Raw genomic sequence first — 13,451 nt, forward strand, 5'->3', positions numbered from 1 at the left:
AGCCACACAAGCGGCTACTCCTTGACGTTGCATCGTGCTTTAACGTTTTGTAACGATTATTCTTTATTAGTCCTTTGCGTTACCGCTGTTGAAAGGCTACCTTAATTTAGATGGTGGGCATTATCTGTATTTTTGCCGCCCCAAGAAAGGTTTAACACCTCGAAGTCATAACTAGCATTTACGACAAAAACTCACGCCAGAAACAGGCGTCAGGGAATGGTGTGTTGACCTACAAACTAACCTACGAATAAATTACGAATAAAGTCATAAACGTTTTGCAAACATAAAAATAAGGATAATATTTTATGAGTGTGTTCAAACATATTACCAGGCAGTTTTCTAAAAAGTGCCTGAGTATCGTCGCTATTACCTTGGTAGGGATATCCCCCGTGGTAGCTAACGACGATATTGATATAAGCTATGAAAAGTTCACGATTGATAACGGTCTTACCGTTATTGTTCACGAAGATCGCAAAGCCCCCGTAGTCGCAGTGGCGGTTTGGTATAAAGTGGGATCGAAGGACGAGCCCGAGGGTAAATCTGGTTTTGCTCACCTTTTCGAACACCTTATGTTCAACGGTACTGAAAACTACGATGACGAGTGGTTTGGACCTCTTCAAGAAGCTGGCGCTACTGGTCTAAATGGTACAACAAATTTCGACCGCACCAATTATTTTCAAACCGTTCCAACTCCAGCGTTAGACCGTATTTTATGGATGGAATCGGATCGCATGGGGCATCTTTTAGGCGCAGTTACTCAAGAGAAGCTTGATGAACAACGCGGAGTGGTGCAAAACGAAAAACGTCAAAGAGAAGACCAGCCATACGGAGCGTTTTTAGGTCATGCTGTTAAAGCATTGTTCCCCAATGAACACCCTTACTCTCATAATGTTATTGGCTCCATGGATGATTTGAATTCAGCATCGTTAGATGATGTGAAATCTTGGTTTAATAAATATTATGGTCCGAACAACGCTATCTTGGTGCTAAGCGGTGATATTAATGCCGAAGAGGCTAAACCGATGGTAAATAAATACTTCGGTGATATTGAGCCCGGTCCATCACTTGCCAAGTGGCAATCTTGGATCCCAAGTCGTTCAGCGAATACACGGGAAATTATTCAGGATAAGGTACCGCAAACTCGTATTTCTCGCTTGTGGGTGTCTCCTGAAAACAAAAGTGCAAAAGCCACAGATTTGTTAATTGCGGCAAGTGTGTTGGGCGATGGTAAAAACTCTCGCATGTACAAAGAGTTGGTTTATGATCAACAGATTGCTACCAATGCATCAGTATTTAACTACGAACTGCAAATTGCATCCATCTTTGGGCTGAGTGTTGATGTGGCTGCAGGTGAAGATGTAGAAAAAGTAGAGCGCGAAATGGATAAAATTATCCAGGAATTCTTGCGCAAAGGACCAACGAAAGATGAGGTGAAGCTGGTATCTACAAAATATCGCGCCTCAATTATTCGTGGACTTGAAGAAGTTGGCGGATTTGGTGGTAAAGCGGATAGGTTGGCAACGGGCGAATTCATTGCAGGCGACCCTACTTATTTCAAAACAGAGCTAAAAGAGCTGGCTAATGCAACGCCTAAGAAGGTAAAAGCGGCAGCTAAAGAATGGTTAGGTGATGGCTGGCACCAGATTACTTTTGTGCCATTTGAAGAGCATGCTGCTAGTGGCGATGGCGTTGACCGCAGTTCAGGGCTTCCTGATATTGCTGCTGAAACACAGCTTACCTTTCCAGAAGTAACCAAGACCACACTATCAAATGGCATAAATGTGGTATTCGCAAAGCGTTCTACCGTACCGCTTATTAATGTTGCTGTTCAGTTTGACGCAGGCTATGCCGCTGATGCGGGCGGCAAACTGGGTTTAGCAAGCTTTGCAACAGGGATGCTCGATGAAGGCGCAGGTCGCTACGACGCCCTTGAATTAGCTGCTGAGCTTGAGCAACTAGGCACAAGCCTTAATAGCGGCTCAAATTTAGATACGACAACAGTGCGTATGTCTATGCTTAAAGAGAATATGGAAGAGTCGCTTGCTTTGTTTGGCGATATTCTCAAAGATCCAACGTTTGATAAAGAAGAAATTGAGCGTCAACGCACATTGATATTAAGCAATATTGCACAGCAGATGACACGCCCGATAAGCATCGCGCTTACGCTGTTGCCACCACTGATTTACGGTGATGATCATGCCTATGGCATACCTTTCACAGGTTTAGGTACGGCGCCTGATGTGACTTCAATTACGCGCAGCGATTTAATCGACTTCAAAAACACTTGGTTACGCCCAGACAACGCGACCATTTTTGTTGTTGGCGATACAACCCTTGACGATATCAAACCCACGTTAGAAAAAGAGTTTGGTAAATGGAAAGTATCTGGTGAAAAAGGGACTAAGCAGATTGCTGAAGCACAGCTGCCTGAAAAAGGTCGAGCCATTATTATTGATCGCCCTGGGTCACAGCAGTCACTCATTCTTGCCGCTCACCTTGCACCGCCAACGGGTGTTGAAAATAACATCGCGATTAACGCGATGAACGAAACGCTCGGCGGCGCATTCACTGCGCGGGTAAACATGAACCTTCGCGAAGATAAAGGGTGGGCATACGGTGCTTACACATTCTTGCAGGAAGCTCGAGGACAACGGCCTTACATGGTTTATGCACCAGTGCAAACCGATAAGACTGGCGCGTCGCTAGAAGAGCTAAAGAAAGAGCTTAACGGCTATCTTGGCGACAACCCGCCGACTGAAATGGAATTGAACAGAGCCCGACTCGATCAGGTACGTTCGTTACCCGGACAGTATGAGACAGCAGGTGCTGTACTAGGTAGCTTATTGTCAAGCAGTCGGTTTAACCGCGAATTTAACTATCCAGAAAGCTTGGTAGAAAAATACAATGGCTTAACACTTGATGACTTAAATAGCGCAGCTAAACAAGTTGTACAACCAAGTAAGCTTACGTGGTTAATTATTGGTGATGCTGAGAAAATTAAGGCGGAAGTAGAGGCCGCTGATATTGGACCTGTAACAGTTCAGGATATGAGCAGTCTTTAAACAAGCTCTCATAATAGAAGCCGAAGCAACTATTGCTTCGGCTTTTTTATTTGCAGCTTTATTACATTGACACCTTTTTTGAAATGAGGAAATGCTAAATGAAGACAATTGAGGTGCATTTGGTCAATGCGTTTACCGCTTTTGAAAAGGGCGGAAACCCTGCGGGAGTGGTGCTTAATGCAGATAGCTTGTCTGTTGAAGAAAAACTTAAGGTTGCTCAGGCTGTGGGCTATTCTGAAACTGCCTTTGTATCTAAAGACGAACACGCCGATGTAGCGCTGTCATTTTTCACCGTCACTGGCGAAGTTGATTTTTGCGGCCATGCCACTCTCGCTGCATTTTCACTGATGTTTAAAAAAGGAATATTACAAGCAGGGGACTATACACAACGCACAAAGGCGGGAATGCTGGGGGTGAGCATCACGGACGAAGGTAATGTGGTTATGGGGCAGAAGTCGCCAGAGTTTATTCAACGCCTTACCTATGAAGGGATATCTGAACTCATTGGAATTGCACCTGATATTTTGGCATCTACTCATCTTCCCATTGAAGTTGTATCTACTGGGCTGCCGGATATTATTGTGGCGGTGCCACCAGGGTATTTAAGTAAAATTGATTTAAACGTAGATAAAACCACCGAGTTTTGTCAACAGCATAATGCAGTAGGTATTCACGCCTTCGAGCTTTGTGAACCCTCGTCTAACCTCACCGCGAGTTGTCGAAACTTCGCCCCTTTGCTAGGGATAACAGAAGAGTCGGCTACCGGAAGTGCCAGTGGTGCCTTGGCCTGCTATTTGGCTAAGCATGGTATTGATGGGATTAGTTCTGACGAGCCTAGTTTTGAAAAGAGTAGTATTAAAAAGACTAGTATTGAAGAGAGTTACATCCAAGGTAGCAGTAAAGAGGATAGGTGCTTAGCAGGCGCCAGTTTGGAACATAGCCTTGTGAAACATAGCCTTGTGAAAGATAGCAGTGTGAAAGATAGCCATGTAGAAGAAAGCCAGTTGGTAGATAGGCGCACAGAAGGTCAGCCGCACAACATATCAAATTTAGTTTTAAACTACGCTTTTGAACAGGGGCGGGCAATGATGTGCTGTTCACATATTTTTGCAAAAGTTGTTAACAATGAAAGCAAAGATGAAGAGAGAGAAAGAACCAAGTGGGAAGTGTCAGTGGCAGGCACCGCAAGCCCAATGGGTAACAAAGCTGTCGTCCTCTGACATAATGTGTCTCTAGGGACTTCATGCAGTTAGCAAAAATAGCGGTTTGAAGCACTTTTATACCGGGAAGGTAATGTTAAAAAAGGCCATAGCGCTAAGTATATAAGCCGTTTTATGAGGCTCTACATTCCATGTTTTGTGTAGCGCTGTTGCCTAGTTTTGTACTAATCTTGGGCTCGTTTTACCCGAATTTTATTGTTTGCCACCGTAGTGTGGTGAAGACTTTTAAGAGCACTGTTAGCTTCACTAGCATCAGCCATCTCAACAAAAGCAAAGCCTTTAGATTGGCCTGTCTCGCTATCGAGTACAAGACTGCATTCGTTCACTGTACCGTGTGCTGAAAAAAGGGTAACAATTTCTTGTTCTGTCGTCGTTCTCGCAAGATTGCGAACCAAAAGTTTCATAAGATTATCGCTTTTAAAAATGAGTGTGTATTGTCTCAGGTCTATACAAGCAAACCAAGAAAAGAATTTTTTATTCGATTAGCGCTAGCCCTGATTCTGCTAAAGCCTGATTCTGCTATAGCCTGATCCTGGTAAAGCCCTGATCCTGGTAAAGTTAATCCCGCGGTGTTAGCGTTTAAACACTATATAAATGATGCAATATTCGACTTAAGCCACAAGCCAGTTGCTCGTAAAAGGAAAATAATAATGATCTCGCACAAACGGTACTTTCCGTTAGTTTTGATTACACTGATGGGGGGAGGGCTCTGTGAAACTGCTTATAGTCAGTCTAACGGGTACAAAAAGTCATCCTCAGAAGAGTCCTATGCAATACAGCCCAATGCCGTGAATGCCATACCTTCTTCTGAGGAGGTTGAGGGATATATCGAGTACTTCAGCTCACCATCTCCTTGGCCTGAAATACGAAAAAAGCGCATTAGCACACTATTACCTGATGCAATGGCTGCAGCCAATTTGAACCACTGGTTAATTGTATGCCGCGAGAATAACAATGATCCCCTGGCCAATCATGTAGGTTGTGAAAATGCGGGCGGCACGGCGGTGGTACTCTTTAGTAAAGATAGTGAATCCGACGAAGTGACTTCACGGATATTTTCACCATTGAGTGAGTCAACGGCGCTAAAAGAATTAGGTACGTTTGACTTTGTAATCGACGTAGAAAAATCACAAAGCGCGTTAGAGGCGGCATCATCGTATCTCACTCAGCAGAATACGAAAGGCCAAATTGGGATCAATAGTTTTACCGTTAACCCACTTGCTGATGGACTAAGCCATTCACAATATATCGCTCTTAACGACGCCTTTACAGGCACTGATGTTTCACTTATAAGCGCTGAAAACACTATCTATTATTGGCTTGCGAGAAAGTTACCGGAAGAAGTAGAGATAATGGCGAAGGCCGCGGCTATCACCTCAAGGTGGGAATATGAAGCTTATCAATCTGTAATACCCGGAAAGACAACTGACCTAGACATTGCTCAATTCTTAAAGCGTAAAATGTCGGACGCGGGAGTAGGCGATGGTTGGGCTCCTAGTCAAAACCCAGCGGTCAATTCTGGTTCTGACCGTGGACATTCACACCCTACTAATCGGGTTATTCAGCGAGGGGATGTGATTCAAATAGATTTCGGTATACGAGTTTTCAAACAGTGGGTCACTGACATTCAACGTTTTGCCTATGTGTTGCAAGAGGGTGAAGCACAACCACCGGAGCAACTTCAGCATGCTTGGGCAAGTGCAATCCATGGCCGCAATGCAGCATTTAACGCCATGATCCCTGGCGCTACGGGCAATGCCGTTCACAAAGCGCAGCAACACGTTATGCAGCAATCAGGCTCTCTACCAGTTATGTGGAGCACAGGTCACCCCGCAGGTTACGTGGCGCACGATGTTGGGCCTAATTTAGGAGTGAGGCCGGCCTCAGATAAATTGTTAGATACGCAAATGACCTTCGCCTTTGACGGTTTTTTCAGCTGGCATTATTTGGCGCCTAGTAAAAACCACACAGCAGTACTAAAGGAAGAAAAAGGCAATAACACTAAAACGATTTCAGTAGAGGACATGGTAGTCATTCAGGAGGGTGGTGCTAGATTTCTAACACCACCGCAAACTTCTCTTATTCTAATAAATTAGGTGTATCTAGAGCGCGTGTTATCCATCAGGTAGCACGCTATTACTCTGGCTGCTTAGATATTGTTCACAGGTAGGTATCGGGATGAATCTTATTAATCTTCCAGTCACCGTCTTCTTTTATAAGGTCTAAGCTGCGTAATTTCTCGATTTTATCATCGCCATACATACCGCTTAAAAAGACGGTAATGGTAGATTTCTCCGCAAACTCGGTTCTGCCTAAGCTGCCAGATGTTTGAGGTGTTACGATTACTGTGTCGTATTTTAAATTGAGAAGATGTCGCTGAACGTTTCTATTGGTGTGGTAACGTTTAAGTATGCGAGTCATCTTTTCACTAGATAATGAAATGGCTTTATCTAGATTGTCATCTTCATATACGCTATTTAAAAAGGCAACGGCAGTGTATTCAGGTGTACTTTCATCCAGCATGCCATAGCGCCCAATTCCCTTTTCTTTCTCACCACATGCACTAAGCACTAGCAAAGCGGTTAGCCAGAACACGATATACAACTTATGAGCGTTCATTCTTTCATACTCCTGAGCGTTTTTCTTAACGGGCAGAGCGCGCTATTTTGCGCGTGTTTTAATCTTCCCACTATCTTTGTCTGCAAGAATACCAAAAATGTTGCTGCTAAACGAAATGCAAAGACAAAAAAAGCGAGAAACTGGAATAAGTTTCTCGCTCTTGTTTTCAATGATAGAGACTGCTCTATCTTTCTTCATGCCGCATGTTTTTTATACTCAAACATGTTAATCGCTAAAATCCGTTGGCCTTAGCGACACTCTGCGTTGTTAAGTAGCAGAAGCTTTGTCTATTATTGCACTTCTTCTTGATCGTCGAAGGCTCCGGCAAACATTGGGCTACTTAAGTAACGCTCAGTTGCGCTGGCTAAAAGCACGACAACAATCTTGTCTTTATTTTCTGGACGTTCAGCAAAACGCTTTGCTGCAACAACCGCCGCACCAGAAGAAATACCCGCTAATATGCCTTCGTCGGTCATTAGCTTGCGCGCCATATCCATACAATCTTCGTTTGAGACTTGCTCTACTTCGTCGATAAGATCTAGGTCAAGGTTGCCTGGGATGAATCCTGCACCAATACCCTGAATTTTATGTGGGCCTGGCGTTAACTCTTCACCCGCAAGTGCTTGGGTGATAACAGGAGAGTCAGTTGGCTCAACCGCAACAGAGGTAATGGCTTTACCTTTGGTTTTTTTAAGGTAACGACTTACACCGGTAATGGTACCGCCTGTACCTACGCCAGCGACGAAAGCATCAACTTTACCATCGGTGTCTTCCCAAATTTCAGGCCCCGTGGTTTTTTCATGGATAGCTGGGTTTGCCGGGTTGTCGAACTGCTGCAATAACACGTACTTGTCAGGATCTGAGTTAACAATTTCTTGTGCAGCGGCAACAGCCCCTTTCATGCCTTTTGGCGCTTCGGTAAGCACTAGGTTTGCGCCTAATGCTTTAAGCAACTTGCGACGCTCTAAACTCATGCTGCTTGGCATGGTTAGCGTTATCTTATAGCCTCGTGAAGCCGCAACAAACGCTAGGGCAATACCTGTATTACCACTTGTAGGCTCTACAATCTCTTTGCCTTTGGTCAGTACACCGCGTTCTTCCGCATCCCATACCATGTTTGCACCAATACGGCACTTAACGCTGAAGCTTGGGTTACGAGATTCTATTTTTGCGTATACGTTACCAGAGGTAACGCGATTTAATTTCACTAATGGCGTACGGCCAATCGCAAGAGAATTGTCGTCAAATACGTTCATTTCTAATCCTTAACTCGTTCTTGATTCGCAAGCAAATCCCAACAGTCGTGATCTGTACGACCTTTTTAATAGTTAATAATTCATAGCCTGAATTTGGGGATTTCTTTATACCCCTATATCATTGGCCCCAAACGTAAAAATGCAAAGTGTTTTTTAGCTATATGTTATTGTTAAATTACATGAAGACGAAGAATTAAACGGAGTATAAGAAGAATGGCTTTTAGTGGCACGTCTAATTACATCGCAACCAAAGACTTACAGCTTGCGGTAAACGCAGCGATTACTCTAGAGCGCCCCTTATTAATCAAGGGCGAGCCAGGTACCGGTAAAACAATGCTTGCTGAAGAGCTCGCTGAAAGTTTAGGCACTGAGCTTATCCAATGGCATATCAAATCGACGACTAAAGCTCAGCAAGGACTGTACGAATACGATGCGGTTTCCCGTCTTCGTGATTCACAGCTTGGCGACGATCGTGTTCACGATATTAAAAACTATATTGTTAAAGGAAAGCTTTGGGAAGCGTTTACCGCTGAAAAACGCCCAGTACTGCTCATTGATGAGATAGACAAAGCCGATATCGAGTTTCCAAACGACTTATTGCTCGAACTCGATAAAATGGAATTCTATGTGTACGAGACTCAAGAGCGCGTTGTCGCCGCTCAGCGTCCCATCGTTATTATCACGTCCAATAATGAGAAAGAATTGCCCGACGCTTTCTTGCGTCGCTGCTTCTTCCACTATATTCAATTTCCAACACCTGAAGATATGGAAGAGATTGTTAATGTTCACTTCCCTGATCTTAAAAAGAACTTGCTGAGCGAGGCATTAGGTGCATTTTTCAATTTACGCGATGTGCCAGGGCTTAAGAAAAAGCCATCGACCTCTGAGTTAATTGACTGGCTTAAGTTGCTGGTCGCTGAGGATATTCCACCAGAGGCCCTGCACAATAAAGATGGGAAAGCATCTATCCCACCACTTTATGGTGCACTGCTGAAGAATGAGCAAGATATCCACCTGTTTGAAAAACTGGCCTTTATGGCGAGACGCTAATGCTTATTCAGTTTTTTTTCACGCTACGAAAATATCAGGTTAAAACAACCCTTCGCGAGTTGCTTGATTTACTCAGAGCAATGGAAAAGCACGTGGTGTATGCCGATATTGAAGCGTTCTACAGTTTGTCGCGCACCATCATGGTAAAAGATGAAACTCAGTACGATAAGTTCGACCGAGCTTTTGCTAATTATTTTGAAGGTGTCGAGTCAATTGACTTATTCGGTAAAGAGATCCCTGAGGAATGGTTACGCAAAGAGCTTGAAAAGAACCTAAGTGCTGAAGAGCGCGAGGCCCTCAGGCAAGCTGGTGGTCTTGATGAGCTCATGGAAACCCTTAAAAAACGTTTAGAAGAGCAAGAGAAGCGTCACCAAGGTGGCAACAAATGGGTAGGCACGGGCGGTACCTCACCCTTTGGCGCTTATGGCGATAACCCTGAGGGCGTTCGCATTGGTCAAAAGGGCAATCGCAAGTTCTCTGCAGCTAAGGTATGGGACAAACGGGAATTCAAAAATCTGTCGTCCGATGTAGAGCTCGGCACGCGAAACATTAAGGTTGCCCTTCGAAAGCTGCGCAAATTTGCCCGCACGGGTGCGAGTGAAGAACTTGATGTAAGAACGACCATTGGTGAAACCGCGAGAAAGGGTGGCATGCTGGATATTCATATGGCACCTGAGAGACACAATGCAGTTAAAGTGTTGATGTTTTTCGATGTGGGAGGCTCTATGGACCCTCATGTGAAAACCACTCAAGAGCTGTTTTCAGCGGTGCAGTCTGAATTTAAGTACTTAGAATACTTTTATTTTCATAACTGCGTGTATGAAGAAGTGTGGAAGGATAATTTGCGCCGTAATAAAGAACGGATCTCAATATGGGATATTATTCATCGATACGGCAAAGATTATAAAGTGATTTTTGTAGGGGATGCCACTATGGGGCCATATGAAATCACCTATCCTGGCGGCAGTGTAGAGCACTGGAATGAAGAGCCAGGCAGTGCATGGATGCAAAGGCTGTTAAATCACTTCAGTAACGCGGTGTGGCTCAATCCTCAGGCTGAAAATTATTGGCCTTATTACTCGTCTATCAAAATTATGCGTGAAATTATGGAAGACAAAATGTATGGGTTGACGCTAGAAGGGCTTACCGAGGCCATCAAAGGACTGAGTCGCACTCGCTAATACGCCAGCGGTTAATACGGCTATTAGCTCGTACGGCTTATGCTTATACGGTCATTAACTAATAGCACCAGTGGCTAATAGCAGTAGGTCCGTCTAAAGAGCGCTGTAAACCCGAGAAGCCAGGCCCTTTTTAATGCTTTGAAAAAAAAGGGCCCGGTGGCAAAGCCTTTACGCAGGTTGTTCGATAAGCACATTGGTGGAACGCTGAATATAAAGCAGCCTAGCTCCCAGTAATACTGCGGCGGCACTTAAACCAACGATAAACCCAATCCAAAAACCAGCTGCAGCCATTGGCTCGTTAGTCAGCCATGAGGTTCTTCCCAAAATAATGCCGGTGGGAAGCCCGATAAGCCAATATGACACAAAGGTGATGATAAACATTGCCGTGGTGTCTTTATATCCTCGCAGCGCATTGGCCGATATTACCTGTACAGCGTCTGAGAGCTGGAAAAGCGCCGCATAGATAAGTAGAGCGTTGGCAATGGCGTAAACCTCGCCGTCGCTTGTGTATAAGCTGATAATGAAACCTTTAGCCACGAGGGTGAAAGTGGCGGTACATGCAGAAGTAACAAATCCAATCAAAATGGCACTTCGCGCTGCTATTTTTGCTTGTCGAGGGTTCTTTTGCCCAATACGGTAGCCAATGCGAATGGCCACGGCCATACCTATACTCATCGGAAACATAAACATCAGTGCTGAAAAGTTGAGGGCGACTTGGTGTGCAGCGACGACTGTTGCACCAAACGGCGCAAGAAGTAGGGCAACGGCAGAAAACAGCGTTACTTCAAACAGGATTGTCATTGCAATAGGAAGGCCCAAAGCGAAGGTTCGACCAATGGTTTTTAAGTTTGGACGATACCATTGATTGAACAGGTCGTATTTTCGCAGAGCAGGTGCAAATCGAACGTAGATAAAGGTGGCAATTAGCATGGTGTAAATAACCAGCGCAGTAGCAACCCCGCAGCCAGCACCACCCATGGCAGGTAATGGGCCAACGCCATAAATGAATAAATAATTGCCTACAATGTTTGCCATCAAGCCAATGACGGTAATGATCATGGTGGGCTTTGTTTTACCTAGTCCTTCACAATAATTCCTCAACCATTGATAGATGGCAAAGCCAGGCATGGCAAGAAATACATAGATAACGTAGTCCACGGTTATGCTGTGAAGCTCTGGTGCCATTGGAAATAACGATACGATGCTTTCAGTAAAGGGAATAAACGCGGCGATGACTAAGCCTACAAACAACACTAAGTAACCAGCCTGCTGACTGGCATCAGCAATACCAGCAATATTCTTGTTGCCGTGTAGTCTTGATATGATAGGCGGTAAGGCAAGGGCAATACCCTGAATGAAGCAAAGAAGGGGTATGGTAATACTAAAACCTAACGCCACTGCAGCCATGTCAGTCGCGCTGTAGCGTCCTGCCATAATGGTGTCACTCACACCCATGAGCATTTGCGTAATTTGGGCAATCAGCAACGGCCAGGCTAACTTTAATACGTCTCTAGCTTCAATAATAAAGCGTTTTCTATTCACAGATGTTTATTCTCACGGTAAAAAATTCAGACTAAAATGTTTTTTAAAAGATCATGTCTAAACAGGATTGTCTTAAAAGTAAAAAGCAAAAGGCATAGCTCAATAGGCAAGGCTCAACATGCGAGGCTCAACAGGCAAGGCTTTAGCGCATTAGGTAAATGGCATCACCGGCACCGTATCGCCAATAGCTAACGTGCTTATATCTTCATGGATGATCATAAAGCAATTGGCGGATGTGATCGATGTCATCACGCCTGAGCTTTGTGTTTTAAATGGCGTGACCACTAAGTTGCCATTGTCGTCGTAACTCATCGTGGCTCGCTGGTAATCTCGACGCCCAGCACGACGCTTAATGTCTTTTGTCAGCGTGGCCGTTACCGTGAGCGCAGTGTGACCATCTTGTCGTCCCTGCATTTTACTGATGATGGGAAGTACAAGGAGCTTAGCGGTCACAAACGAGGAAACAGGGTTACCTGGAAGCCCACAAAATACGGTATTGTTAAGTCTACCGAGTGCAAAAGGTTTTCCAGGCTTAACGGCAATTTTCCAAAACTCGATGTGGCCCATGGCCTCTATAACATCTTTAACATAATCAGCATCGCCAACGGATACACCGCCGCTGCTCACCATGATATCGACGTTGTTGTCTGCGCTAGTTTTTGTGTTAGTTCCTGCAGTATTCGATGCCGCTTGATTAAACAACCTAGTCAGGGATGCTTTATCATCTTCAACTATGCCGAAATCGACAACCTCCACATTTTCGTCACTTAGAATAGCGCTTATGCCAACACGGTTCGACTCGTAAATTTGCGTGTCGCTACGCGACTCTCCAGGGGCCGCTAGTTCGTTGCCAGTGGCAACGATACCAACTCGTAATTTTCGATAAACCACCACCTCGTCGAGGCCTTGTGAGGAGAGCAGCATGAGGTGCTCTGCTCGTAGCTGAGTGCCCTTTTTTATCAGTACTTGCCCTTGAGCAATATCATTCGCTTTAGCGCGTATATTTTGTCCTTGTGTGGGCGTGTCGTTAATGATCACGTTTCCATTATTATCACTGTCACAGTTTTCAATCATTACCACGGCGTTAGCGCCGTCCGGAATAGGCGCGCCAGTCATAATTTTGTAAGCATGACCAGCGGATAGGGGAGTAGAAGCCTTTTCTCCAGCCGGAATGATACCTTGAACGGTAAGCGCTTGGCCTTGAGTGTATGATTTTGCATTAATCGCAAACCCGTCCATCGCAGAGTTATCCCAGGGCGGCACATCTAGCAAAGCGACAATGTCTTGTGCCACTACACGACGATGTGCACTAAATAAGCTTATTGTTTCAATGTCAGAAACCACATGTGTCGCTGCCAACGCCTTTGAGAGCGCCTCTTCCAGTGAAAGCCAGCTAGATGACATTTTGATAACTCCCTGCGTGTTTTAACCGTGGCATGAGGTTGTTAACTCTTGGCCAAATAGAGACGAGGACAAAATTAACAACGAGAAAAATAGACGGGGAATACTACAGAAAAAGCA

The 13,451-nt window shown here is 44.7% G+C and carries 10 protein-coding genes; 5 read left to right on the forward strand and 5 right to left on the reverse strand.

What is annotated here, in order from left to right; all coding sequences use genetic code 11:
• The first annotated feature begins 305 nt into the window (after positions 1 to 305).
• Positions 306 to 3,062, forward strand: a complete 2,757-nt coding sequence (locus JV36_RS0118760) for a M16 family metallopeptidase (protein ID WP_032096478.1) — start codon at positions 306 to 308, stop codon at positions 3,060 to 3,062.
• 98 nt (positions 3,063 to 3,160) lie between these two features.
• Positions 3,161 to 4,282 carry a PhzF family phenazine biosynthesis protein gene (locus tag JV36_RS0118765; RefSeq protein ID WP_081926721.1) on the forward strand — a complete coding sequence of 374 codons (1,122 nt, stop codon included), beginning with the start codon at positions 3,161 to 3,163 and terminating at the stop codon, positions 4,280 to 4,282.
• A 164-nt stretch (positions 4,283 to 4,446) separates the two neighbouring features.
• Here JV36_RS0118765 and JV36_RS0118770 read toward each other — a convergent pair whose 3' ends face one another.
• Positions 4,447 to 4,686: an RNA recognition motif domain-containing protein gene (locus JV36_RS0118770; protein ID WP_032096477.1), complete on the reverse strand. Its 240-nt coding sequence runs from the start codon at positions 4,684 to 4,686 to the stop codon at positions 4,447 to 4,449.
• Between the two features lie 246 nt (positions 4,687 to 4,932).
• Here JV36_RS0118770 and JV36_RS0118775 point away from each other — a divergent pair, with 246 nt between their 5' ends.
• Complete coding sequence (locus tag JV36_RS0118775; RefSeq protein ID WP_235207895.1) at positions 4,933 to 6,378, forward strand: M24 family metallopeptidase; 1,446 nt, start codon at positions 4,933 to 4,935, stop codon at positions 6,376 to 6,378.
• 64 nt (positions 6,379 to 6,442) lie between these two features.
• Here the strand turns inward: JV36_RS0118775 and JV36_RS0118780 are convergent, their stop codons facing one another.
• Entirely contained in the window at positions 6,443 to 6,901 is a 459-nt protein-coding gene (locus JV36_RS0118780; protein WP_032096476.1) for a lipoprotein, read from the reverse strand.
• A gap of 290 nt (positions 6,902 to 7,191) precedes the next feature.
• Positions 7,192 to 8,157: a cysteine synthase A gene (gene cysK, locus JV36_RS0118790; RefSeq protein ID WP_032096474.1), complete on the reverse strand. Its 966-nt coding sequence runs from the start codon at positions 8,155 to 8,157 to the stop codon at positions 7,192 to 7,194.
• A gap of 213 nt (positions 8,158 to 8,370) precedes the next feature.
• Between cysK and JV36_RS0118795 the strand changes: the two genes are divergently transcribed.
• A complete protein-coding gene (locus JV36_RS0118795; protein ID WP_032096473.1) occupies positions 8,371 to 9,207 on the forward strand; it encodes an AAA family ATPase in 837 nt (278 codons plus the stop codon).
• Positions 9,207 to 10,388 carry a vWA domain-containing protein gene (locus tag JV36_RS0118800; RefSeq protein WP_032096472.1) on the forward strand — a complete coding sequence of 394 codons (1,182 nt, stop codon included), beginning with the start codon at positions 9,207 to 9,209 and terminating at the stop codon, positions 10,386 to 10,388. Before JV36_RS0118795 ends, JV36_RS0118800 begins: the two co-directional genes overlap by 1 nt.
• 168 nt (positions 10,389 to 10,556) lie before the next feature.
• Here the strand turns inward: JV36_RS0118800 and JV36_RS0118805 are convergent, their stop codons facing one another.
• Positions 10,557 to 11,930 (reverse strand): MATE family efflux transporter, encoded by a 1,374-nt coding sequence (locus JV36_RS0118805; protein ID WP_032096471.1) that lies wholly within the window; start codon positions 11,928 to 11,930, stop codon positions 10,557 to 10,559.
• A gap of 150 nt (positions 11,931 to 12,080) precedes the next feature.
• Complete coding sequence (moeA, locus tag JV36_RS0118810) at positions 12,081 to 13,334, reverse strand: molybdopterin molybdotransferase MoeA (RefSeq protein WP_032096470.1); 1,254 nt, start codon at positions 13,332 to 13,334, stop codon at positions 12,081 to 12,083.
• Between the last annotated feature and the right edge of the window lie 117 nt (positions 13,335 to 13,451).

It is taken from the genome of Alteromonas sp. LOR, assembly GCF_000753865.1.
Classification (GTDB): Bacteria; Pseudomonadota; Gammaproteobacteria; order Enterobacterales; family Alteromonadaceae; genus Alteromonas.